This is a genomic window from Sulfitobacter sp. 1A15299, assembly GCF_043556915.1.
In the GTDB taxonomy this organism is placed as follows: Bacteria; Pseudomonadota; Alphaproteobacteria; order Rhodobacterales; family Rhodobacteraceae; genus Sulfitobacter.
Map to the genome: position 1 here is coordinate 437,364 of NZ_JBIFFJ010000002.1, position 23,872 is coordinate 461,235.

24 protein-coding genes and 1 tRNA gene are annotated in these 23,872 nt (G+C 62.3%); 13 read left to right on the forward strand and 12 right to left on the reverse strand.

Annotated features, from left to right (window positions below):
- Positions 1 to 12: 12 nt before the first annotated feature.
- From ACGYK7_RS05285 to murJ, 4 genes are all read left to right on the forward strand, one after another.
- Positions 13 to 1,194: a penicillin-binding protein activator gene (locus ACGYK7_RS05285; RefSeq protein ID WP_394399701.1), complete on the forward strand. Its 1,182-nt coding sequence runs from the start codon at positions 13 to 15 to the stop codon at positions 1,192 to 1,194.
- Entirely contained in the window at positions 1,184 to 3,976 is a 2,793-nt protein-coding gene (locus ACGYK7_RS05290) for a [protein-PII] uridylyltransferase (RefSeq protein ID WP_394399755.1), read from the forward strand. Before ACGYK7_RS05285 ends, ACGYK7_RS05290 begins: the two co-directional genes overlap by 11 nt.
- Before the next feature lie 128 nt (positions 3,977 to 4,104).
- A complete protein-coding gene (locus ACGYK7_RS05295; RefSeq protein WP_394399703.1) occupies positions 4,105 to 4,656 on the forward strand; it encodes a CHAP domain-containing protein in 552 nt (183 codons plus the stop codon).
- 110 nt (positions 4,657 to 4,766) lie between these two features.
- Entirely contained in the window at positions 4,767 to 6,308 is a 1,542-nt protein-coding gene (murJ, locus tag ACGYK7_RS05300) for a murein biosynthesis integral membrane protein MurJ (RefSeq protein WP_394399705.1), read from the forward strand.
- On the opposite strand, the gene ACGYK7_RS05305 is transcribed toward murJ, so the two are convergent.
- Entirely contained in the window at positions 6,305 to 6,991 is a 687-nt protein-coding gene (locus tag ACGYK7_RS05305; protein ID WP_322328941.1) for a rhomboid family intramembrane serine protease, read from the reverse strand. The two genes, murJ and ACGYK7_RS05305, sit on opposite strands and share 4 nt — an antisense overlap.
- A 75-nt stretch (positions 6,992 to 7,066) precedes the next feature.
- Here ACGYK7_RS05305 and trpS point away from each other — a divergent pair, with 75 nt between their 5' ends.
- From trpS to ACGYK7_RS05325, 4 genes are all read left to right on the forward strand, one after another.
- Positions 7,067 to 8,083 (forward strand): tryptophan--tRNA ligase, encoded by a 1,017-nt coding sequence (gene trpS / locus ACGYK7_RS05310; RefSeq protein WP_394399707.1) that lies wholly within the window; start codon positions 7,067 to 7,069, stop codon positions 8,081 to 8,083.
- A gap of 208 nt (positions 8,084 to 8,291) precedes the next feature.
- Positions 8,292 to 9,398, forward strand: a complete 1,107-nt coding sequence (locus ACGYK7_RS05315; protein ID WP_394399710.1) for a class II histone deacetylase — start codon at positions 8,292 to 8,294, stop codon at positions 9,396 to 9,398.
- A gap of 9 nt (positions 9,399 to 9,407) precedes the next feature.
- Positions 9,408 to 9,980: a nitroreductase family protein gene (locus tag ACGYK7_RS05320; protein WP_394399712.1), complete on the forward strand. Its 573-nt coding sequence runs from the start codon at positions 9,408 to 9,410 to the stop codon at positions 9,978 to 9,980.
- Positions 9,971 to 10,705 carry an EI24 domain-containing protein gene (locus tag ACGYK7_RS05325; RefSeq protein WP_394399714.1) on the forward strand — a complete coding sequence of 245 codons (735 nt, stop codon included), beginning with the start codon at positions 9,971 to 9,973 and terminating at the stop codon, positions 10,703 to 10,705. Before ACGYK7_RS05320 ends, ACGYK7_RS05325 begins: the two co-directional genes overlap by 10 nt.
- On the opposite strand, the gene ACGYK7_RS05330 is transcribed toward ACGYK7_RS05325, so the two are convergent.
- Entirely contained in the window at positions 10,638 to 10,931 is a 294-nt protein-coding gene (locus tag ACGYK7_RS05330; RefSeq protein ID WP_394399716.1) for a DUF1467 family protein, read from the reverse strand. The two genes, ACGYK7_RS05325 and ACGYK7_RS05330, sit on opposite strands and share 68 nt — an antisense overlap.
- 2 nt (positions 10,932 to 10,933) lie before the next feature.
- The gene (gene mce / locus ACGYK7_RS05335; protein WP_067261515.1) at positions 10,934 to 11,338 is read right to left on the reverse strand and encodes a methylmalonyl-CoA epimerase; all 405 of its coding nucleotides are present in this window, start codon (positions 11,336 to 11,338) and stop codon (positions 10,934 to 10,936) included.
- 129 nt (positions 11,339 to 11,467) lie between these two features.
- Here mce and ACGYK7_RS05340 point away from each other — a divergent pair, with 129 nt between their 5' ends.
- Entirely contained in the window at positions 11,468 to 12,187 is a 720-nt protein-coding gene (locus ACGYK7_RS05340; protein ID WP_394399718.1) for a response regulator, read from the forward strand.
- A 9-nt stretch (positions 12,188 to 12,196) separates the two neighbouring features.
- Here the strand turns inward: ACGYK7_RS05340 and ACGYK7_RS05345 are convergent, their stop codons facing one another.
- Positions 12,197 to 12,919: a GNAT family N-acetyltransferase gene (locus tag ACGYK7_RS05345; RefSeq protein WP_394399720.1), complete on the reverse strand. Its 723-nt coding sequence runs from the start codon at positions 12,917 to 12,919 to the stop codon at positions 12,197 to 12,199.
- Between the two features lie 149 nt (positions 12,920 to 13,068).
- Between ACGYK7_RS05345 and ACGYK7_RS05350 the strand changes: the two genes are divergently transcribed.
- The 4 genes from ACGYK7_RS05350 (at position 13,069) to ACGYK7_RS05365 (ending at position 15,237) form a co-directional block, all read left to right on the forward strand.
- Positions 13,069 to 13,242, forward strand: coding sequence for a hypothetical protein (locus ACGYK7_RS05350; protein ID WP_394399722.1), 174 nt, complete (start codon positions 13,069 to 13,071; stop codon positions 13,240 to 13,242).
- Between the two features lie 58 nt (positions 13,243 to 13,300).
- Entirely contained in the window at positions 13,301 to 13,777 is a 477-nt protein-coding gene (locus tag ACGYK7_RS05355) for a hemerythrin domain-containing protein (protein ID WP_394399724.1), read from the forward strand.
- Between the two features lie 112 nt (positions 13,778 to 13,889).
- Positions 13,890 to 14,522 (forward strand): MT-A70 family methyltransferase, encoded by a 633-nt coding sequence (locus tag ACGYK7_RS05360; protein WP_067261508.1) that lies wholly within the window; start codon positions 13,890 to 13,892, stop codon positions 14,520 to 14,522.
- On the forward strand, positions 14,506 to 15,237 hold the full coding sequence (locus tag ACGYK7_RS05365) for a BglII/BstYI family type II restriction endonuclease (RefSeq protein ID WP_394399726.1): 732 nt from the start codon (positions 14,506 to 14,508) through the stop codon (positions 15,235 to 15,237). The genes ACGYK7_RS05360 and ACGYK7_RS05365 overlap by 17 nt, the downstream gene beginning before the upstream one ends.
- 29 nt (positions 15,238 to 15,266) lie before the next feature.
- On the opposite strand, the gene aspS is transcribed toward ACGYK7_RS05365, so the two are convergent.
- From aspS to ACGYK7_RS05405, 8 genes are all read right to left on the reverse strand, one after another.
- On the reverse strand, positions 15,267 to 17,042 hold the full coding sequence (aspS, locus tag ACGYK7_RS05370) for an aspartate--tRNA ligase (protein WP_394399729.1): 1,776 nt from the start codon (positions 17,040 to 17,042) through the stop codon (positions 15,267 to 15,269).
- Positions 17,043 to 17,199: 157 nt separating this feature from the next.
- Positions 17,200 to 17,895 (reverse strand): urea ABC transporter ATP-binding subunit UrtE, encoded by a 696-nt coding sequence (gene urtE / locus ACGYK7_RS05375; protein WP_394399731.1) that lies wholly within the window; start codon positions 17,893 to 17,895, stop codon positions 17,200 to 17,202.
- Entirely contained in the window at positions 17,882 to 18,637 is a 756-nt protein-coding gene (urtD, locus tag ACGYK7_RS05380; protein WP_394399733.1) for an urea ABC transporter ATP-binding protein UrtD, read from the reverse strand. The genes urtE and urtD overlap by 14 nt, the downstream gene beginning before the upstream one ends.
- The gene (gene urtC, locus ACGYK7_RS05385; protein ID WP_394399735.1) at positions 18,634 to 19,815 is read right to left on the reverse strand and encodes an urea ABC transporter permease subunit UrtC; all 1,182 of its coding nucleotides are present in this window, start codon (positions 19,813 to 19,815) and stop codon (positions 18,634 to 18,636) included. Before urtC ends, urtD begins: the two co-directional genes overlap by 4 nt.
- A 3-nt stretch (positions 19,816 to 19,818) precedes the next feature.
- Positions 19,819 to 21,747: an urea ABC transporter permease subunit UrtB gene (gene urtB, locus ACGYK7_RS05390; protein WP_394399737.1), complete on the reverse strand. Its 1,929-nt coding sequence runs from the start codon at positions 21,745 to 21,747 to the stop codon at positions 19,819 to 19,821.
- A gap of 76 nt (positions 21,748 to 21,823) precedes the next feature.
- Positions 21,824 to 23,110 (reverse strand): urea ABC transporter substrate-binding protein, encoded by a 1,287-nt coding sequence (urtA, locus tag ACGYK7_RS05395; protein WP_394399739.1) that lies wholly within the window; start codon positions 23,108 to 23,110, stop codon positions 21,824 to 21,826.
- A gap of 341 nt (positions 23,111 to 23,451) precedes the next feature.
- Positions 23,452 to 23,528: transfer RNA gene (locus ACGYK7_RS05400), tRNA-Met, on the reverse strand.
- 121 nt (positions 23,529 to 23,649) lie between these two features.
- A partial coding sequence (locus ACGYK7_RS05405) for an integrase core domain-containing protein (protein ID WP_394399741.1) occupies positions 23,650 to 23,872 on the reverse strand: 223 nt, incomplete at its 5' end.

Below are 23,872 nucleotides of genomic sequence, written 5' to 3' on the forward strand. Positions count from 1 at the left end.
GAGTGAATACAAATGATTGCCTGTTTCCGCGCCATCCGCAAGAAGATGCACCTGCTCTTACTGCCGCTCTTCGCGGTCCTGCTGGCGGCCTGTCAGCCTGTTGCCATCGGCGGCGCCAATTCCGGCGGCCCGCGCATCGATCCCGCCGCCCCCGTTCCGGTGGCGCTCTTGGTCCCGCGGGGCGGCTCGGCCGGTGATGAGTTGTTGGCCAAGAACCTCGAAAACGCCGCGCGCCTTGCGATGCGCGATCTGGACGGCGTTCAGATCGACCTGCGCGTTTATGGCACTGCGGGCAACGCCAGCACAGCCGCTTCCGTCGCCGCGCAGGCGGTGAATGAAGGGGCCAAGATCATCCTCGGCCCGGTTTACGGCGAGGCGGCCAATGCCGCAGGGGTGGCCGTGGCCTCCTCCGGGGTCAACGTGATCTCTTTCTCGAACAACCCGACCATCGCGGGCGGCAATGTCTTCGTGCTTGGGCCGACCTTTGCCAATACCGCCAATCGGTTGGTGAGCTTTGCCAAGCGCAACGGCAAGGACAAAATGGTGGTACTGCATAGTCAGGACCTTGCCGGACAACTGGGCCGTGACGCAATCGTTCAAGCGATCAGCGCCAATGGCGCGACACTGGCGGGCACCGTCGACTACGCGCTGAGCCAAGAGTCGGTCGTGGCCGCCGTGCCGCGCGTCAAGGCGACCATCGAAGGCAGCGGCGCCAATGCGCTGTTCCTCACCACCTCCTCGGCCAGTGCCCTGCCGCTTTTCGCGCAGCTTCTGCCCGAGGCGGGCATTCAATCGGCCACCACGCAATATGTCGGCCTGACCCGGTGGGACATCCCCGCCCAAACGCTGGAACTGCCCGGGGTTCAGGGCGGCTGGTTCGCCCTGCCCGACACGGCGGCGAGCGGAGCCTTCGCCAACCGTTACACCGCGGCCTATGGGAGTGATCCGCACCCTCTGGCCGGGCTGGCCTTTGACGGGATCGCGGCGATCGGCTCCTTGGTGAAGGGTGGCAAATCCAACGCGCTGTCCGGGGCCGCGCTGACCCAAGGGGCGGGTTTCCAAGGGGCCAGCGGCATCTTCCGCCTGCGCCGCGATGGCACCAACGAACGCGCGTTGTCCGTGGCCACGATCCGCAACAACCGCGTTGTCGTGCTCGACCCGGCACCCCGCGGCTTTGGCGGAGCTGGTTTCTGAATTGGACCTCGCGAAACCGACAACGACATCAGGCGCGCGTCGACACCCGCGCCTGATTTGCCCGCCCGAGCAAATCTTTGACGACACGGCCATCTGGCAGGCCCTTGCCCAGCGCGACAGCACGTTGGAGGGCGCGGCCCTCAGGGCCGAGATTGTCCCCCTGATCCAAGACGCCCGGCAGGCGGGCCGCAAGGCTATCGCGGCAGGCTTTGCTGAATCGCCCTTCGACGCGCGGGCGATGACCTCTTCCTACACCTATCTTACCGACCAACTGCTGCGCTGCGTCTTGCAAATCGCCACGCAGGTGCTGCACCCCAACCCGAACCCGACCGAGGGCGAACGGCTCGCCATGATTGGCGTCGGCGGCTATGGCCGGGGAGAGATGGCGCCCTTTTCAGATGTCGATCTGCTGTTTCTCATCCCCTACAAGGCCACCGCCTGGTCGGAGAGCGTGATCGAATCGATGCTCTACATCCTGTGGGATCTGAAGCTAAAGGTCGGCCACGCCACCCGCACTATTGAGGATTGCCTGCGGCTGGGTGCGGATGATTTCACCATTCAGACCGCCCTGCTGGAGAACCGCTTCATCGACGGCGATGTGACCCTTGCCGAAGAGCTTTCCGAACGGCTCAAGAACGAACTTTTCTCAGGCGCGGGAAAGGATTTCATCGAAGCCAAACTGGAAGAGCGCGACAACCGGCACCTGAAACAGGGTGAGCGCTATATGGTCGAGCCCAATGTCAAAGAAGGCAAAGGCGGGCTGCGCGATCTGCATTCGCTGTTTTGGATCGCCAAATTCATCCATGACGTGGACCGGGTCGCGGATCTGGTCGATCTCGGCGTCTTCCGCGCCGATGAATACGACACTTTCCGCGAGGCCGAGGCCTTTCTCTGGGCCGTGCGCGGGCATCTTCACCTGATTGCCGGGCGCGCGACCGAACAGCTGACCTTCGACATGCAGGTGCAGGTCGCCCAAGCCATGGGCTATCAGGACATCGGGGGCCGGCGGGGCGTCGAGATCTTCATGCAGGCCTATTTCCGCCACGCAACGGCGGTGGGGGATCTGACGCGCATCTTCGTCAGCGGGCTCGAAGCGTCGCATATGAAGGCCGAACCGCTGCTGGAACGCATCTTCCGCCGCCGCCCGAAAATGCGCGAAGGGTTTCAGGTGGTGCACAACCGCATCGCGGTGAAGGACGACGCAGAGTTTCTGCAAGACAAGCTGAACCTGTTGCGCATCTTCGAAGAGGCCCTGCGCACGGGGATGTTGATCCACCCCGATGCGATGCGTCTGATCAAGGCCAACCTCGCGCTGATCGACGACGACATGCGCCGCACGCCCGAGGCGCGTCGCATCTTCCTCGACCTGCTGCTGAAACATGGCAATCCCGAACGTTCACTGCGGCGGATGAACGAATTGGGCGTCTTAGGCGCTTTCATCCCCGAGTTCGAGCCGATCGTCGCGATGATGCAGTTCAACATGTATCATTCCTACACGGTTGACGAGCACACGATCCAATGTATCGCCAACCTCGCCCGGATCGAGAAGGGCGAGTTGGAAGAGGAACTGCCCGTTGCCTCCTCGATCCTGAAACGGGGGGTCAACCGCAAGGTGCTCTATGTGGCGCTGCTCTTGCATGACATCGGCAAGGGGCGGCCCGAGGACCATTCCATCATCGGCGCGAAACTGGCGCGGCGCATTGGCCCCCGGTTGGGGCTGAAACGCGATGAGGTCGACACGGTGGAATGGCTGGTACGCTATCACCTGCTGATGTCCGACATGGCCCAGAAACGCGACATCGCCGATCCGCGCACGGTGCGCGACTTTGCCAAGGCGGTGCAGACGGTCAAACGGCTCGACCTGCTCTGCGTGCTGACGGTCTGTGACATTCGCGGTGTCGGGCCGAACACGTGGAACAATTGGAAAGCGGTGCTGATCCGCGCGCTCTATCGCCAGACCGAGCGGGCGTTGGATACTGGGCTCGAAGACCTCAACCGCGAAAACCGGGGCGCGGAGGCCAAGAAAGCCCTGCGCGCCGCGCTTTCCGATTGGCCGCGCAAACATTTGCAGCGCGAGACGGCCCGGCACTATCCGCCCTATTGGCAGGGTCTGCACGTCACCGCCCATGTCGCTTTTGCGGAACTGCTGCGCGACATCGGCAATGACGATATCCGCATTGATCTGCACCCCGATGAGGACCGCGGCGCGACACGGGCCTGTTTCGTCATGGCCGATCACCCCGGCATCTTTGCCCGGCTCGCCGGCGCGCTGGCGCTGGTCGGCGCCAATGTGGTGGATGCGCGCAGCTATACCACGAAGGACGGTTTCGTCACCGATGCCTTCTGGATTCAGGACAGCGAGGATCACCCCTATGAGGCCAGCCGCCTGCCCCGGCTGCGCGAGATGATCCTCAAGACCCTGCGCGGTGAAATCGTCGCCCGCGATGCGCTGAAATCCCGCGATAAGGTCAAGAAACGCGAACGCGCTTTCAAGGTGCCCACGCATATCACCTTCGACAACGAAGGCTCGGAAATCTACACGATCATCGAAGTCGACACCCGCGACCGGCCCGGCCTGCTCTATGACCTGACGCGCACCTTGGCGGCCTCTAACGTCTATATCGCCAATGCAGTGATCGCGACCTATGGCGAACAGGTGGTCGACACCTTCTACGTCAAAGATATGTTTGGCCTGAAATACTATACCGAGGCCAAGCAGCGCACCTTGGAAAAACGTCTGCGCGAAGCGATTGCCGCAGGGGTGGAGCGGGCCGAAGGCTAGGGTTCCTTCGGCTTGCCCCGACCGGCGAAATACCGCCACCGGCTATTTTCGCGCTTTGTTTTTGACCTCGGATCCTGAAAATCCCTTTCAACCCGGCAAAAGCGCGGGATTCCATGAATGAGGGACATATGAGCGTCACACGCGCAGCACTGCCGAACCGGGGCCTGATGGCTCTTTGCGCCACACTTCTTTTGACGGCAGCCTGCGCCAAAGCGCCTGATATCCCGCAGAGCTACGATTTCGGCGGCATCGATCCCCAGCGGCATTTCATGGCCGTACAAACTGCCCAAGACATGCGCGCCAAGGGCCAGCGTGTTTGGTGCGTGCCCTTCGCCCGCAATGTCAGCGGCATCCAGATTCGCGGCAATGCAGAAACATGGTGGGGCAAGGCCAAGGGGCTTTATCCGCGCGGCGATGATCCCGTCGTCGGTGCCGTGATGGCCTTCAGCGCCACCCGCTCCATGCCGATGGGCCATATCGCGGTGGTTTCCGACATCGTCTCTCCGCGCGAAATCCGGGTGGATCACGCCAATTGGAAGCGCAACGAAGTGTCGCTGAAAATGGCGGTGATCGACGTCTCCGACGACAACGATTGGTCCGCCGTGCGTTTGGAAAGCCAGCCCGGAGCCTTTGGCGGCACCTATCCGATCAATGGGTTCATCTACCCCACCGGCGGATGAGCGCCGCCTTGCCACAACGGGTGGCTGGGGCATCTGCCCCGGCTCACCGCGATTGCACCGGATGAACGTCCGCGCTAGGGATCACCGCAGCGCAATTTAAGGCTCCTGCGATGAAACCTATCCGTCTTATGTCCGGCTTTTTCACTGTCGGGGTCTGGACCCTGCTGAGCCGCGTGCTCGGCTTTCTGCGCGAAGTGCTGCTGTTGTCGCTCATCGGCCCCGGACCGGTTATGGACGCTTTCGTCGCCGCCTTCCGCCTGCCCAATATGTTCCGCCGCTTCTTTGCCGAGGGCGCGTTCAACGCGGCCTTCGTGCCGATGTTCGCCAAAAAGCTGGAGGGGGAGGAAGGCGCCGGGACATTCGCCCGCGATGCCTTCAACGGCTTGTCGCTGGTGGTGCTGGCGCTGACCGCTCTGGGCATGATCTTCATGCCCGGTCTGGTTTGGCTGACCGCCGAAGGCTTCGTCGGAGACCCGCGCTTCGACATGACGGTCGCCTTTGGCCGCATCGCCTTTCCCTATATCCTCTGCATGTCGCTCTCGGCGCTGTTTTCGGGCATCCTCAACGCCACCGGGCGCTTCGCCGTGGCCGCCGCAGCACCGGTGCTTTTGAACATCTTCGTCATCGCAGCCATGACCTTCGCTGCCCTCACCGGGGGTGAGGTGGCGCTTTGGCTGATCTGGTCGATCCCGGTCGCCGGTGTGGCACAGCTGGCGCTGACATGGCGCGCCGCGGCCCAAGCGGGTTTCCCGCTGCGCCCTTCCCGCCCGCGCTGGACCCCCGACATGCGCGCGATGATCGTTATCGCCCTGCCCGCCGCGCTGGCCTCGGGCGTGATGCAAATCAACCTCGTGGTCGGGCAATTGGTGGCCAGCCAATATGACAAGGCCGTCTCATGGCTCTTCGCCGCCGACCGCCTCTATCAACTTCCCTTGGGCGTGGTGGGCATCGCCGTGGGCATCGTGCTGCTTCCCGACCTGTCGCGCCGCCTGCGGGCCGGAGACGACGCAGGCGCCCAAACCGCGCTGAGCCGCGCCGCCGAAATTTCGCTGGCCCTGACGATCCCCTCGTCGGTCGCGCTGATCGTGATCCCCTTCGCGCTGGTCACCGTGCTGTTCGAACGCGGCGCCTCGGGCGTCGATGACACCGCCGCGATTGCCACCGCGGTGATGGTTTACGGCCTCGGACTGCCCTCCTTCGTGCTGCAAAAGATCCTGCAACCGGTCTATTTCGCCCGCGAAGACACACGCCGCCCCTTCCACTTCGCCGTTGTCGCCATGGTGGTGAACGCGGCCCTCGCTGTGGGTCTCGCGCCCTTCATCGGCTGGATCGCCCCGGCGGTCGCCACGACGCTGGCAGGCTGGACGATGTTTGCTTGCCTCGCCATCGGGGCGCGGCGCTTTGGCGACGCCGTCAAGTTCGACGCGCGGTTTCACAAACGCATCTGGCGCATCCTCACCGCCTCTGCCGCCATGGGCGGCGCGCTCTGGCTCGGCAATGCGGCACTGCAACCGATGCTGGGCCTACCGTGGTGGCGCGGGCTGGCGCTGGTGCTGCTGCTTGCGATCGCTGCGGTCAGCTACTTCGGCGTCGGCCAGTTGATCGGCGCATTCCGGCTGTCCGAGTTCAAATCCGCCATGCGGCGCGGTTAACGCTGCTGCAACCGCGCCCGCAGTCGCGCCCATTCCCCGGGCGCGACCAGAAAGCTCAGGCCGAAACCACAGATGAACCCGGCCAGTTCCGCCACCCAAAGAAAGCCAGTCTCGAAAAAGATCCCCCAGAACAGCTGCAGCCCCATCAGCAGGGCGATCAGCGTAAAGGCCTGATACTGCGGCCCGCCCGAGCCCAGCAGCCGCCGCCACATCACGAAACTATAGCCGCCGATCAACCCGTAAACATTAGGATATGCCCCGGCGAGCCAGACCGGATCGTTTAACAGCGCCCCATAGACAAGCGCCCCGCCGATCCCCGACAGCACGAAGATCGCCAAAAACGCCATCTGCCCCATCGCCTCGGCCACCATCTTGCCCAAGGCCAAAAGCAGCACCACGGCAAAGATCGCATGGGTAAAGCCCAGATGGATGAACGGATAGGTCACCACCCGCCAGATATGTTCGATCGGGTACTGGCCTGCGCCGATCATCGCGTCAAAGATCAGCCCCGAAAAGCCAAAGTCGCGCACCAGCGCCAGCCGCCAGCCTACGGCCGCGGGGCCACCCACCAGCCCCGCCTCGGCCAGAGAGAGCACCACCTCGACCCCGGCGATGGCCAGAAACAGAATGACAACAGCGGGCGGCAGCGGGTTCACGGGGGGCTGGAGGTCGGGGTCTTGCATGGGCGCTCCTTGACGGGGTTCGCGGCCAGAAGTAAGCCTGCCGCGCAAGACTTTCCAGCCCAGAGGTGCCTCCCGATGTCCGAGACCCAGTTCACCCCGCGCGTGTTTTCCGGCATTCAGCCCTCGGGCGACCTGCATCTGGGCAACTACCTCGGCGCGCTGAAACGCTTCGCCGATGCGCAGGAAAAGGGCGTGCAATCGATCTATTGCATGGTCGACCTGCACGCGATCACGGTCTGGCAAGACCCGGCGGACCTCAAGCGCAGCACCCGCGAGCTCTGCGCCGGTTTCATCGCCTCGGGCATCGACCCCGAAAAATCCATCCTGATCAACCAAAGCCAAGTGCCCGAACACGCGCAACTGGCCTGGGTCTTCAACTGCGTCGCGCGCATGGGCTGGATGGGCCGCATGACCCAGTGGAAGGACAAGGCCGGCAAAAACGCCGAGGCCGCCTCGCTGGGCCTCTTCGCCTATCCGGCACTGATGGCCGCCGACATCCTGATCTACCACGCCACCCATGTGCCGGTGGGCGAGGACCAGAAACAGCATCTTGAGCTGACCCGCGACATCGCCGCGAAGTTCAACCACGACTACGGCGTCGACTTCTTCCCGCTCACCGAACCGGTGATCGAAGGCGCGGCCACCCGCGTCATGTCCCTGCGCGACGGGTCCAAGAAAATGTCGAAGTCCGACCCTTCGCCCGCCAGCCGCATCAACCTGACCGACGATGCCGACACGATCGCCAAGAAGTTCCGCAAGGCCAAGACCGACCCCGACGCCCTCCCGTCCGAGGCCGAGGGGCTGAAGGACCGCCCCGAGGCGCGCAACCTCGTGAACATCTACGCCGCCCTCAGCGACCGATCCGTCGATCAGGTGCTGGCGGAGGTCGGCGGCCAGCAATTCGGCACCTTCAAAACCGCGCTGGCCGAACTGGCCGTGTCGAAAATGGGCCCGATCACCGCCGAGATGCAGCGCCTGATGGCCGATCCGGCCGAGATCGACCGCATCCTCGCCCGCGGCGCGGAACAAGCGCGCGAGATCACCGCCCCGATCCTCAAACGCACCTATGAGATCGTCGGCATGGTCGGCTAACCACCAGAAACCCTAGCGTCCCCCAAAGGCGCTAGGGCCGCCCCAAGCCCCCCGCTTTCCGCCCAAAGCGCCCCCTCCCCCCTTCATCCTTTCTCAAATACCGAATCCCGCACCCACCTCACGCGCCACCGCCCGCGTGAGCCCCCGCGCCATGGACAATCCCGCCGCCCTGCGCCACCTTCCCCGCAAGGATGAAGGGGAGCACAAGATGACCACAGGTTTTTTCTGGGACGAACGCTGCTTTTGGCACGCAGGGGGCAACTACGTCTTTACCATGCCGGTGGGCGGGCTGGTGCAGCCCCTAGCCGCCGGGGGTCTGCCGGAAAACCCCGAGACCAAACGCCGGTTGAAAAACCTGATGGAGGTGACCGGGCTTTTCGCCGAACTCGACACGCGCAGCGCCGCCCCGGCAAGCCGGGAGGCCCTGGCGCGGGTGCATCCCGAAACCTATCTTGACGATTTCAAGCGCCTTTCGGATGCGGGGGGCGGGGAGCTGGGCCATGCGGTGCCCTTCGCCCGCGGCGGCTATGAACTGGCGGCGCTCTCTGCCGGGCTGTCCATCGCCGCCGTCGATGCCGTGGCGCGGGGGGAGCTTCAGAACGCCTATGCGCTCGGCCGTCCGCCCGGGCATCACTGCCTGCCGGATCTGCCCAACGGTTTTTGCCTTCTCGCCAATATCGCCATCGCCATCGAGGCCGCGCAGGCCAAGGGGCTGGCAAAGCGCGTCGCCGTGCTGGATTGGGACGTGCACCACGGCAATGGGACCGAAGCGATCTATTATGACCGCGATGACGTGCTGACCATCTCGCTCCATCAAGAGGGGAATTACCCCATCGACACCGGCGGCCTGAAGGATCGCGGACGCGGGGCGGGCGAAGGCTATAACATCAACCTGCCGATGCACGCAGGCGCGGGCCATACCGCCTACCTCCACGCGATGGACCGCGTGGTGATTCCGGCGATCGAGGCTTTCGCCCCCGACATGATCATCGTCGCCTGCGGCTATGACGCGGCGATCATCGACCCGCTGGCGCGGATGCAGGCCACCGCAGAGACCTTTGGCGAGATGACCAAACGCATCCGCAGCACCGCCGAGCGGCTTTGCGATGGCAAGCTGGTACTGGTCCATGAGGGCGGCTATTCCGAGGCCTATGTCCCCTTCTGCGGCCATGCCACCATCGCCGCGCTGAGCGGCAGCGCGCTTGACGCGCCGGACCCGATGGCGCGGTCGCTCAATGCGCGCCAACCCTCGCCCGCCTTTGATGCCTTCCTCCGCCAGTCGATTGACGATATGGCGCAGCAACTGGACCTGTAAGAGACCCCGATGCCCGTAGCTGACCCTTCCGCCCTCGCCTTTTTGCAAAACCGCCGCTCGCGCCCGGCCAAGACATTGGGCCTGCCGGTGCCCGATGCCGAAGCCCTGCGCCCGCTTCTCACCGCTGCCGCGCGCACGCCGGATCATGGCAAGTTGGAGCCCTGGCGTTTCGTGATCATCGACCGTGCTGCGATGGCGCGTTTGGCCGAGGTGGTCGAGACACGCGGCGCGGCGCTTGGCCTTGGGGCCGAAGACATCGCCAAAGGGCGTGGCCAGTTCGATCAGGGCAACCTTGCCGTGGCCGTGATCGAGGTGCAAAAGCCCTCTCCCAAAATTCCGCCGCTGGAACAGACCTATTCTGCCGGGGCGGTTTGCCTTGCGCTTCTGAATGCCGCCCTCGCCGCAGGCTGGGGCGCCAATTGGCTGAGTGGTTGGCCCGCCCATGACCGGGGCTTCATGGAAGAGGGCTTGTCCCTCGCCCAACATGAGCGCATCGCGGGCATCATTCACATCGGCACCGAAACCGCCGCTCCGCCGGAGCGTCCGCGCCCGGACATCGACGGGATCACCACATGGCTGTAAACGCGATCTTCAGGTCATTCACCCGCGCAGTTGGCCAATTGGGCGATGCGCGCTTTCGCAAGGTGGTGCTCTTGGGCGTCGGCCTGTCGCTGGCGCTGCTGATCGCGGCCACGGCGGGCTTTGCCTATCTGGTGGATTGGGTCACCCCCGAAGACGCTTCGCTGCCCGTGCTGGGCGAGGTCAATTGGCTCGACGATCTGCTGAGTTGGAGCGCACTGATCCTGCTCATGGTGCTCTCGGTCTTTTTGATGGTGCCCGTGGCCTCGGCGATCACCTCGATGTTTCTCGATGAGGTGGCCGATGCGGTGGAGGAGGTGCACTACCCCCATCTGCCCCCCGCGAACCAAGTCGGCATCGGCGACGCCATCCGCGACACGGTGAATTTCATGGGCGTGCTGGTGGGGGCGAACCTGCTGGCGCTGGTGCTCTACCTGCTCTTCGCCCCGGCGGCGCTGTTCATCTTCTGGGGGCTGAACGGGTTCTTGCTGGGGCGGGAGTATTTCACCCTCGCCGCGCTGCGCCGCCACGGGCGGGACGAGACCAAGCGCCTGCGTCGCCGCCATGCGGGCACGATCTGGATGGCCGGAGTGCTGATGGCGGTGCCGCTTTCGGTGCCGCTGCTGAACCTGCTGATCCCGATCCTAGGCGCGGCGACCTTTACCCACCTGTACCATGCGTTGGTGCCGCATTCGGATGCAGCCAGCCTTCGATATCCGCCACGCTGATCCAGCCCGACAGAATGATCGTCGCGCAGATTGCCCAGATGATCGCGGCGACCAATGTGGTCCACAGCGCCTTGCGGCCCAGATGATGCTGCTCGGGCGCGCCCGCGTGGGTGCCCGGTACCACCGCGCCCGCGTCACCTTGGGTCTGCACCCGGATCGGCAGGGCGATCAGGAACGTCATCGACCAGATGACGGCAAAGAGGACGAGCCCCGAAACGATCCCCATGATCAGACCTCCTCAAGCTCGACGAGCGCGCCGTTGAAATCCTTGGGATGCAGGAACAACACGGGCTTGCCATGCGCCCCGATCTTCGGCTCGCCCGAGCCCAAGACACGCGCGCCGGTGGATTTCAGATGGTCCCGCGCCGCGAGGATGTCTTCAACCTCATAGCAGATGTGGTGGATGCCACCCGCCGGGTTCTTTTCAAGAAAGCCGTTGATCGGGCTGTCTTCGCCCAAGGGGTGCAGCAATTCGATCTTGGTGTTCGGCAGTTCGATGAAGATCACGGTCACCCCGTGGTCCGGTTCGGCCTGCGGCGCACCGACCTTTGCGCCAAGCGCGTGGCGATACTGATCCGCCGCCGCTTCGAGATCCGGCACCGCGATGGCCACATGGTTAAGACGTCCGATCATCCTGAATGCTCCTCGTGATTTGCCAGCTTTATGCCCGCCACCCCGGTAAACAACAATGCGTCACGTTAACGCGTCATTAGCCAACGCGGCGTAACGATGGCGCAGCAGTTGTTGTTGTTGGAGGCAATGATGGATGATACCGACCCCTTTGAAAGACCGACCCTCACCCCCACGGCGGAGCGGCCTCTGCTGGGCCTCACCGTTTTGGTGGTGGAAGACAGCCGTTTCGCCTGTGAGGCGATGCGCCTGCTCTGCCTGCGCTCGGGCGCGCGGATCAGACGGGCGGACTGCCTGCGCTCGGCCCGGCGGCATTTGCAGGTCTACCGCCCCAGCGTGGCGCTGGTCGACCTTGGCCTGCCCGATGGCAGCGGGTTGGACCTGATTGCCGAGCTGATGCAAAGCACACCCCGGGTCGAGGCGATCATCGCCATCTCGGGCGACAGCCATATGGAGCCTGACGCCCGCGCGGCGGGGGTGGATGGGTTCCTCCTCAAACCGATCACCTCGCTATCGTCCTTTCAGCAAGCCATCCTCGCCGCGCTGTCCGACGACCGCCGCCCCCGGGGGCCGCGCATCCTGCCGGATGAGGATGTCACCCCCGACCGGATCGGTTTCCAAGATGACATCGCCCATATCGCCGACGTGCTGGGGGACGCGCCCGACAATCAGACACTGGATTACGTTGCGCAATTCCTGTGCGGGGTGGCCCGTTCGGCCAATGACCAGCGTTTGGAAGAGGCCGCCCGCGCCTTGGCCCATAAACGCGCCCTCGGCCAACCCGCGGGGCCAGAGACCGCGGCCATCACCGGGATGATCCAGCACCGCCTTGCCGAAAAGCTGGCAATCTAGCCTGCGCGGTTAAAGCGTCGGATCCCCGGCCACCCGGACAAGGCGTGTCAGATCGCCAAGCCGCTCTTTCTGCTGCCCCTGCCCGTCGAAATTGCCGGGGGCAAGCCAAACCTCGAACGCCTCTTTCAGCGCGGGCCATTCCGCGTCGATCGCGGCGAACCAAGCCGTGTCGCGGTTGCGCCCTTTAACGATGGTCGCCTGCCGAAAGACGCCCTCATAACTTAGGCCCAGACGCTGCGCCGCGCGGCGCGACGGACGGTTGAGCGCATCGCACTTCCACTCGAACCTGCGATAGCCCGCCTCGAAGGCCCATTGCATCATCAGGAAGATCGCCTCGGTCGCCGCCGGGGTGCGCTGAAGCGCGGGGCTGAAGTTGATATGACCCACTTCGATACTGCCCGCCTCGGGCTTGATCCGCAGGAAACTCGCCACGCCGAGCCATTGATCCCGCGCGCGGTCCTTTACGGCCATGAAATAGGGATCGGCCTTTCCCGCATTGTCGCGCACCCAGCGGTGGTACTGCGCCGCCGAAGAGAATGGCCCGTAGGGCAGATAATCCCAAACGTGATCCTTCCCCACATAGGCGGGGTAAAGCAGTGCCGCGTGTTCCTCGGCCGAAAGCGGTTCCAGCACCACATGTTGCCCGGTGAGCACGTCACCCGCCGGGCATGGCGGCTCGGACCAATTCTCTACAGGGGGCCCAACGGGGCGCGGGTCAGATTTGCTGTTCATGGAAAAGTTATGCACCGGCATTTTCGAGCCGCCAAGCTGAATAAACTTGAATTAATCGCATCAGACCCCAGTCTTGGCATCCAAGCTACACATTGATGCCACAATCAGCCTTCAGCATCGTCGCAACCGCAAAGGCCCGGGAGGGTGAGATGAGCCAGCAGCACAGAAAGGACAGCGCGACACCCGCAAAGCCGGTCGACTGGATCGTTGTGGGCGCGAATGCGCTTGGGCTGATCGTCGTCGCCTTGGCGGCATTTCACGCACAAACCGGCGGGCTGTTCCAAGAGGTCGCCAGCCAAGCGGCACAGGGCACGGTCTTCTAAGGCGGGAACCTGCCGGTGGCTGCGGCGTTAGCCACAGGTAACACCAAAGGATTTTCCCATGCCCTCCATCTATGACGCGATCAAAGAAGATCATGATGAGCACCGCGCCCTGCTGAACACCATTGCCGACACCGAAGGCGACAGCGCCGAGCGCCGCGAAGCTTGGGACCGTTTTTACCATGACGTGAAATCCCACGCCGCCGCCGAGGAAGAGACTTTTTATTCCACGCTGATGTCCGAGACATGGGGCCAGGATCACGCGCGCCATTCGGTGCATGAGCACCAGCAGCTTGACGATATCATGGAAGAGCTGCGCGAAACCGATATGTCCTCATCTGCTTGGCTGACTCGTTTCAAGCAGCTCAAGCACGATTACGAGCATCACATGGATGAGGAAGAAGACGAGCTTTTCACCCGTGCGAAGAAGGTGATCGGCAAGGAACACAACGACGCCTTTGGCGACAAGTTCCTGAAGCGTAAGGAAAAGGAAGCCAAACTCATCGAGGAAAAGCGCGAAGACAGTCTAGAGGATTGACCCAAGCCGCGCATCCCTGCTAAATGTGTTCCCTTAACGTTCTTGTGGATATCCAGCCCCGCCGGGCAGGTTGCGGTTGCAAGAAAGCCCGAGGAAACGCAATATATTGGATATGAGCGATAACCCATCACAAGACCTACGCGACTTTCTGGGCAAAGACCGGTTTGGCTGCGTCATGGCCGACCCGCCGTGGCGCTTTACCAACCGGACCGGCAAGGTTGCGCCCGAGCATAAGCGCTTGGCCCGTTATCCTACGATGACGGTTGAGGATATCTGCGCCCTGCCCGTGGCCGATCACCTCGAAGACCGCGCGCATTGCTACATGTGGGTGCCCAATGCGCTGCTGCCCGAAGGTTTGCAGGTGCTCAAGGCTTGGGGGTTTGAGTATAAATCCAACATCATCTGGCACAAAATCCGCAAGGATGGCGGCAGTGATGGGCGCGGCGTGGGCTTCTATTTCCGCAATGTGACCGAGATTTTGCTTTTCGGCGTGCGTGGTAAGAACGTGCGCACGCTCGACGCCGGGCGGCGGCAGGTGAACATGCTGCAAACCCGCAAGCGCGAACATTCGCGCAAGCCGGATGAGCAATATGACCTGATCGAAAGCTGCTCTTGGGGCCCCTACCTCGAACTTTTCGGGCGCGGCGTGCGCGAGGGCTGGACCGTTTGGGGCAATCAGGCCGAGGCGGATTATAAGCCCGATTGGAAGACCTACAGCTACAATTCCAGTGTCGCGGCTGAGTAATCTGGCGCGGCGCATCGACGACGCGGTTTTCGACAGCGACAGGCTCGTCGAAGACCTGCTGCCCGTCGATCTGCGCGACCGCTATTCCGTTACCAGTTACCGCAGCGCCGCCGCCGTGCTGCAACAGCGCGCGCCCGAGGAACTGGCCGCGATCATCCGGGTGCTGCGACAGTTCACGATCAGCCGCAATGAAATCCGCGCGCCGGGGGGCAACCGCATGTCGGCCACCACCCGTTTCGCGAAATATGCCGCAGCCGAGAATTTCCACGAAGAGGTGCGGATCAAGGCTGACTTGCTGGTGCAACTCACCGCGGGCAAGGGCGACAGCGCGCCGGAGGTTGACCGCATCATCCGCGAAGACTTCATCCACAATCATATGGTCGATTTCTGGCGGGGCCGGGTGGCATTCGACTATGAGTGGAACAGCAAAGATCAGACCTACGACCGCGACCTCTATGCCTTTCGCAGCTTCTTCGAAGCGGGGGTGATCGACGTGGGCGTCATCGTGACGCGCGAACTGTCGAACGACTTTTTCAAATCGCTCGGCAATTGCTTGGACAAATTCGGCAATGAGACCGACAAGACCGTCAGCGCGAAATTCGGGGCCAGCACCACCGGCACCCACAAGCTGATCAGCCGTATCGCCGCCGGGCGCAGCGGCGGCTGCCCGGTTCTGGTGCTGGGCATCCTACCGGGCAATATCACCCCCGGTTAAGCCGGGGGCGACGTTTCATTCAGACAGGATCACTCTTGCGGGATGACCCGCAGCCCCAGTTCCATCAGCTGATCGCTGGTGGGTTCGGAAGGGGCGTTCATCATCAGGTCTTCGGCGCGCTGGTTCATCGGGAAGAGGATGACTTCGCGGATGTTCTGCTCTTCGGCCAGCAGCATGACGATACGGTCGATGCCCGCAGCGCAGCCACCGTGCGGCGGCGCGCCGTATTGGAAGGCGTTGACCATGCCACCAAAGCGCTTGCGCACCTCGTCTTCGCCGTAGCCCGCGATCTCAAAGGCTTTGAACATGATCTCGGGCTTGTGGTTCCGGATCGCGCCAGAGACCAGTTCGTAGCCGTTGCAGGCGAGATCGTACTGATAGCCCAGCACCTTGAGCGGATCGCCCTCCAGCGCCTCCATTCCGCCCTGGGGCATGGAGAAGGGGTTGTGCTCGAAGTCGATCTTGCCGGTCTCTTCGTCGCGCTCGTAGATCGGGAAATCCACGATCCATGCAAAGGCGAAACGCTCCTTGTCGGTCAGGTTCAACTCCTCGCCGATGACGTTACGCGCACGGCCCGCGACGGCCTCGAAGCTCTTCGGCTTGCCGCCGAGGAAGAAGGCCGCATCGCCGACGCCCAGACCCAACTGCTGGCGGATCGCCTCGGTGCGCTCAGGCCCGATGTTCTTGGCCAGCGGGCCTGCCGCCTCCATTCCGTTGCCCTGATCGCGCCAGAAGATATAGCCCATGCCGGGCAGACCTTCCTTCTGCGCGAAGGCGTTCATGCGGTCGCAGAACTTGCGGCTGCCGCCTGTGGGCGCGGGAATAGCGCGGATCTCGGTGCCCTCCTGCTCAAGCAGTTTGGCGAAAATCGCGAAACCGGAATCGCGGAAATGATCGCTCACCACCTGCATCTTGATCGGATTGCGCAGGTCAGGCTTGTCGGAGCCATACCACAGCGCGGCGTCCTTGTAGGAAATCTGCTCCCACGTCTCGTCGACCTTCTTGCCGCCGCCGAATTCTTCGAAGATGCCCGCGATCACCGGCTGGATCGTGTCGAACACATCCTGCTGCGTGACAAAGGACATCTCCATGTCGAGCTGATAGAAATCGGTGGGCGACCGGTCGGCGCGCGGGTCTTCGTCGCGGAAGCAGGGCGCGATCTGGAAGTATTTGTCAAAGCCCGAGACCATGAGCAGCTGTTTGAACTGCTGCGGCGCCTGCGGCAGCGCGTAGAACTTGCCCGGATGCAGACGCGACGGCACGAGGAAGTCGCGCGCGCCCTCGGGGGAGGAGGCGGTGATGATCGGCGTCTGGAATTCGCGGAAGTTCTGATCCCACATGCGTTTGCGGATCGAGGCCACCACATCCGAGCGCAGCGCCATGTTCTTTTGCATCTTCTCGCGGCGCAGGTCGAGGTAGCGATAGCGCAGACGTGTCTCTTCGGGGTATTCCTGATCACCGAAGACCTGAAGCGGCAGTTCCGCGGCAGAGCCCAAGATTTCAATGTCGCGCGCGTAGACTTCGATCTCGCCCGTGGGCAGCTTGGGGTTGATCAGGCTCTCGTCGCGCGCCTTGACGGTGCCGTCGATGCGCACACACCACTCCGCGCGGACCTTTTCCATCTCGGCAAAGGCCGGGCTGTCGGGGTCGCAGATCACCTGGGTGATGCCATAATGGTCGCGCAGGTCCAGAAACAGCACACCGCCGTGATCCCGCACCCGGTGCACCCAGCCGGACAGGCGCACATTGTCACCCTTGTTCTCAAGGCTCAGATCGGCACAGGTATGGCTGCGATAGGCGTGCATGATGGTCCCTTCCTAGGGCTATTTCAGGTTTCGCGCAGGTACACCGTTTGACGGTCGGGAAGTCAAGACTTTGCTGCCACGCGCCCCACAATAATAGGAGGTTTCCGAGACGAAAGCGTCGCCCAAGCCTGCGTGTGATCCTGCTTTGAAAGGTCAGCTAGAGCGCGAGCGCGTCCAAAAGCTGCTCTCTTTTCGCTTCGGCCTTTGGGATTGATTGTGTGATCTGCCCGCGCTGCATGACGTGGAAATGATCCGCGTTGTTATAGGCGAAATCGAAGTTCTGCTCGACCAGCACGATGGCCAACGCCCCCCGGTCGCGCAGAAGCCGGATGGTGCGGCCAATCATCTGGATGATATTGGGCTGAATCCCCTCGGTGGGTTCATCCAACAGCAGCACCTTGGGGCGGGCAATAAGCGCCCGGGCAATGGAAAGCTGCTGTTGTTGCCCGCCCGAAAGGTCGCCCCCGCGCCGGGTCTTCATTTCGGCAAGGACCGGGAAGAGATCGAAAATGTCGTCCGGGATCCTGCGCTCGGACTTGGGCAGGCAGGCAAAGCCCGTCTCAAGGTTCTCTTGCACGGTCATCAGCGGAAAAATCTCACGCCCCTGCGGCACATACCCGACGCCCGCCTTGGCCGAGACTGCCGCACGCCCCGGTTGCAATTCCACGCCATTAAGCCTGATCGCCCCGTCTGAGAAAGGCTGTCGCCCGGCGATGGCTTTCAGCAGGCTCGTCTTGCCGACCCCATTCGTGCCGGTCACACAGGTCACCTGCCCCACGGGCGCGTTCAAGGTGATGTCATGGAGGATCTGGGATTGCCCGTATTTCAGGCTCAGGTTCTCAATCTCCAGCATCGGTGCGCCCCAAATAAACGTCAATAACGGTCTGGTTGTTGGTCACATGATCCAGTGACCCTTCGGCCAGCACCGATCCTTCGTGCAGCACGGTCACCTTGCAGTTCAGCCGCCGCACGAACTCCATATCATGCTCCACCACGATAACGGCGCGGGTCTTTGCCGCCTTTTTCAGGATGTCGGTGGTGTGTTCGCGCTCCTGCGCGGTCATGCCGGCGGCGGGCTCATCCACCAGCAGCAGGCGCGGCGATTGCGCAAGCAGCATCCCGATCTCCAGCCATTGTTTTTGCCCATGGCTCAACTCTCCTGCCGGGCGGGAGAGATGGGCGGTCAGGTTGATCTCATCGGCGATCTGTTCGAGCCGCGCCGCCCCCTCTGCACTTTTGCGATGAAACAGGACCGAGAAGGTGCCGCGCGGGTTCTTGAGCGCCATGGCAAGGTTTTCGCGCACGCTCTGCGCCTCGAAAACCGTGGGCTTTTGAAACTTCCGCCCGATCCCCAGCATCGCAATCTGGCTTTCCGACAAACCGATGAGCGAGCGGCTCTCCTCGCCGAAACGAATATAGCCCTCATCCGGCTTCGTCTTGCCGGTAATGATATCCATGAAGGTGGTCTTGCCCGCCCCATTGGGGCCGATGACGGCGCGCAACTCCGGCTCCCCAATCTGCAGGCTGAGGTTCTTGATCGCCTGAAACCCGTCAAAGGATTTCGAGATTCCGGACATTTCCAAAAGAGAAGTCATGACTTGCGCACCAGTTTGTCAAAGAGGCCGCCGATGCCCTTGGGTGCAAACAGCGTGATAAGTACAAAGCTCAGTCCAAGCAGCATCAGCCACCAGTCGACCCAATGGATCGTATAGACCCCCAGATCGATGCTGCGCGCACCACCCCCCGTGAACCAACTGGACAAAAGAGAGACCACCGCCGCCCCGATGACCGCCCCGTAAAGCCGCCCTCGCCCGCCGATGGCGACCCAGACTGCCAGATAGATCGAAGCGATGGGCGCGATTTCCGCCGGGTTGATGATGCCCGCCTGCGGATAATAGAGCGCGCCTGCGATGCCTGCGACGATGGCGGTGATGGTAAAGACGAAGAGCTTATAGCTCTCCACATGATAGCCGAGGAACCGGACGCGCGATTCATCGTCGCGGATGGCTTGGATGATATTGCCCAGCTTGCTGTCGGTGATCCAAGCGAAGAACAGATAGCCCAATGCGAGCGCCAAGGCAGAGGCGAGAAAGAAGACGATTGAGACCACATCTTGCCCACTATCGGCGAAACCGGGGATGTTCTGCAGGCCCGACAGGCCGTTGTTGCCCCGCAGCCCGCTGTCGTTCTGGAAGAGGTAAAGCGCCAGCGCCAGCGTCATGGCTTGGGTTAGGATCGACAGGTAGACCCCATTAACGCGGCTGCGGAAGGCAAGCCAGCCAAAGACCAGTGCCAGCGCGCCGGGGATCAGCACGACGAAGGCCAATTGAATCCACAGACTGTCCGCAAAGGCCCAGATCAGCGGAAAGTCGGATGAGCCGACAACCCCGAAAATCTGGTTTCCGATGGCGTCCGATATCTCCTGCGGCGTGGGCGGGATGGTCTGACCGGCAAGACTGTCGGCCACGATGATTTCGGTGCGCGCATACATGAGCCACATCCCTATGGCGTAGCCCCCGATCCCAAAAAAGGCGAAATGCCCGAGGCTGAGGATGCCGCAATAGCCCCAGACCACATCCATCGCGATGGCCACAAGGCAGAGGCAAAGGGTTTTGCCCAGCGTCTTGACGAAAGAGGTTGAGACAAGCCCGGTGCCGACCGCTTCGGACATTACCGTGACCAGGGCCGTGAACAGGCCAAGCGCGGCAAGGAAGTAGAGAACCGAAGGATTGCGCCCGATGAAGGAACTGCCTTGGCTGTGCGTCTGGGTCATGGCTCAATCCGCCGCTGCCCGGCCCTTGGGGGCGACAATGCCCTTGGGCCGGAATTGAATGAACAGGATGATGAAAAGGATCATGTAGGTCTGGGCCGCCAGCGTGTTGGAGGGGTTCAACCACTCGATCCCCTTTTGCAGGAAGCCGATCAGCCCCGCGCCCGCCAGCGTGCCGAAGACCGATCCGACACCGCCCACCACGACGGTCATAAAGCTTTGCACGATGTAATTCGTGCCCATCTCGGAGGTGACCTGCGCATAAAGCCCGATGCCGACGCCCGCGACCCCGGCGATGCCGGAGCCCAGTCCGAAGGTCATCATGTTGATGCGATCGGGATTAATCCCCATCGAGGCCGCCATGCCGGGGTTCTGCGTCACCGCGCGCACCTCCAAGCCAAGGCGCGTGCGCTTGAGGATGTACAGCAGCAGGAACAGAAAGATCAGCGCCAGCACGAAAATGGCGATGCGGATGAAACTGATCTGAATCACATCCGAGATCACCAGCGCCCCGCGCAGCCATTCGGGCGATGTCAGCGGGCGGGCCTGGGTGCCAAAGATGTTCTTGGCGATCTGTTGCAAAGCGATCGAGATGCCGAAGGTCGCCAAAAGGGTTTCAAGCGGGCGATGATAGAGATGCCGGATCACCAGCCGCTCCATCGCGACGCCCGCGCCAAAGGTGACGGCAAAGGCCAGTGGCAGCGCGATCAGAAGCGACACCGTGTAATCGGGGATGATGAGCTGCACGACATAGCCCGTATAGGCACCCATCATGATAAACTCGCCATGGGCCATGTTGATGACCCCCATCTGCCCAAAGGTGATCGCAAGCCCAATCGCGGCGAGAAAGTAGATCGAGGCCAGCGAAAGACCGTCGAGCGTCAAATCCAACGTCTGCGCCCAGCCAACCCGCGTTTCGACCGCGTCGAGCGTGGCGCGGGCCGCGTCGGTGATCGCGGTATCATCCTCTTCGAAGCGTTCGTAAAAGACGGCGTTTTGCAAAGCGGCGTCGATATCATCCTGCGTCACCAAAGGCGGCAGGCTCCCTGCCTTGACAAGCGCGCGATAGGCATCCACCCGCCGCGCCGGGTCATCCAATTGCGTTAAAGGAATGCCGCCCACACGGCCATCGACGATGTTGGCTTCCAGCGCCGCACGTATCTCGCCTTGTGGCACGATCGCAGGGGCAAGCCCTGCCTCGACCAGCGCCTCATAGCTTGCCAAGGGTGCTGCCATGGGATCAAGAATGCGCGCGATGTTCCCCTCGGGCTGCTGTTTGGCCACGCCGGTCTTGACCGAAAGGATCTGGCTCAGCACCGCCCGCGCTTCGAGTGAGGTGTCGGAGGATAGGCTTTCGATCGCACGGATGCGATCATCAGCCGCCTGTCCAAAGCGCGCGGTCAGGAAATTGGCCAACTGTTCTTTGCGGGCGCGCAGGGCGGGGTCATCCTCCCCGTCGAGCGAAGCCACGAGCGGGTCAAGCTGGTTGGCATCGCTGCGGCGCGCGATGCTTTCAAGCGCAGCCCGACGGCGTTCGGGGTCAGGATCAGAGAGTTGGAACTGCACCAGCGCCGTGCCGATGACCCGCCGCACACCGCCATTGGGGCGCAATTGGCTGTACCCATCCGAGGGCGCAGTCGTTTCTTCGCCCGTATCAACGTCGCGCAGCGCGAGTGTTTTGCCGTCCTCGGCCCCAAAGTAGAACAGACCCGAGGCATCGTCCTGCCAGACGTTCCGCTCGGCCCATTGCTCCAGAAAGGCCGGCACCTGTGGCAGACCCGAGGCCACCAGATCGTCCAATAGGACACCGACCGATTTACGCGAGGGTTTGACCACCTCTGTTTCGTGGGCCTGCAAAAGGGACTGGAGATCCTGAGCGAATGCAAGACCGACAGAGGCCAGCAAGCACATCAGGCTGAGCAGCATTCGAACCATGAGGTATGGGGCTTTCGGAGAGGGACTGGTCAAAACAGATGCCGGGCACGGCTGAGCACGCGCCCGGCCCTTGGGTTCAGTAGTTCGAAGTCAACTGAACGCAGGTCTCTGTCTCTTTGTTGTACATGCCGCATTCGAGGTCTTTCCAATCGGAGACCAGAACCGCCGATTCAGGCAGGAAATCCGTCCATGCATCGCCCGGCACTTCTTCGGTCTGGCTGATGATGTCGAATTGGCCGTCTTCGGTGATTTCGCCGATCAGCACAGGCTTGGCGAGGTGGTGATTGGGCAGCATGACAGCCGTCCCGCCGGTGAGGTTGGGGAATTCATGCCCATACATCGCCGCGCGCACCGCATCCACATCCGTGGTGCCCGCTTCGGTGACCGCGTTCACCCACATGTTGAAACCGATGTAATGCGCCTCCATCGGGTCATTGGTCACCCGGTCTTCGCCCATCGCCTCTTTCCACGCGGCGACCCATTCGTCATTCTGATCGGATTCAGCCGATTGGAAGTAGTTCCACGCGGCGAGATGCCCCACGAGGTCAGCGGTATCGAGGCCCGAAAGCTCTTCCTCCCCGACCGAGAAGGCGACGACCGGAATGTCATCGGCGGAGATACCGGCAGCCGCCAGTTCTTTGTAAAATCCGATATTCGCATCGCCATTGATGGTTGAGATCACGCCCACCTGCGAGCCATCCGCACCCAGTTCGACCACATCCGCCACGATGGTGGACCAGTCGGAATGGCCAAAAGGCGTATAATTGACGAAGATGTTCTCTTTGGAAATGCCCTTATCCAGCAGATATTGCTCAAGAATGTTGTTGGTGGTTCTGGGATAGACATAGTCGGTGCCCAGCAGCGCGAATTTCTCGACGCCCAGTTCCTCAAGGAAATAATCGGTGGCTGGAATCGCCTGCTGGTTCGGCGCCGCACCGGTGTAGAACACATTGCGCGAGCTTTCCTCGCCCTCATACTGGACCGGGTAGAACATCAGGCCGTTCAGCTCTTCCAGAACGGGCAGCGCGGATTTGCGTGAGACCGAAGTCCAAGAGCCAAAGATGACATCCACTTCGGAGACGGTCAGAAGCTCGCGCGCTTTTTCGGCGAACAGTGGCCAGTCGGAAGCCGGGTCGACGACGACCGCTTCGATCTCACACCCCAGCAAGCCGCCGGCGGCGTTTTGCTGCGCGATCAAAAGCTCCATCGTGTCTTTCAATGTCGTCTCGGAAATGGCCATCGTCCCTGAGAGGGAGTGCAGCACGCCAACCTTGATCGGATCGTCGCAGGCCGCGGCGACGGCTGAACCTGCGAGCAGAAAGGCAGCGGTCGCCGTGACTGTGCGTTTGGTGAAAAACTTCATGACGGTATCCCCGTTTGGTGTGCGGAAAAGCAAAGACGCGAAGACGCCTTCTCCACACAGCGTTTATTGTTATCGCGCGCGGATGCCCCCTTGCCGGACAACTCGCTTGGCGCCGCCCCATAGCGAGGCACCCACAGCCTCGATTTCCGGGGGGCGTTCTAACAAGCCTTAACCTGGGGTCGCTTTCTGCGGCGCAGCAATAACGCCTTTCGATTGGGCAATTTGAGGTCGTGCCCCTAAAATTTGGGCGCTAAGCGCATGGGGCGGGGCGGCCCGCCCCTCAAACACAGAAAAACCCGCCGGTAAGGCGGGTTTTTCTGTAAGTGATGCTTCGCTAATATTGGTTGCGGGAGTAGGATTTGAACCTACGACCTTCAGGTTATGAGCCTGACGAGCTACCGGGCTGCTCCATCCCGCGCCAATGCCCTCCGTTTAGACTTATAGCGCGGGAGCTGCAAGCGCATTCGAACAGAAAAAGGTAATTTTTCTTGAGATTTTTTCTGGCAGGCTTACTGACCTGCCCCCCACTGGTCCCTCACTCATAACGAGAGTCTGCAGGTTTGGTTTTGATAGTTGGGGGTTCTGGATTGGGCAAGCGCGGTGGGCGCGGAGCCCTCAAATTGCTCAAGCGCCTGCCGCGCTTGCTTTGGCGTCTGATTTCCGAGCGATGAGTGTGGCCTGACGTTGTTGTAGTCGTAGCGCCAGAGGGCCAGCTTCCGCCGTGCATCATCCAGAGTGTCGAAGATCTCCTCATTCAGCAGT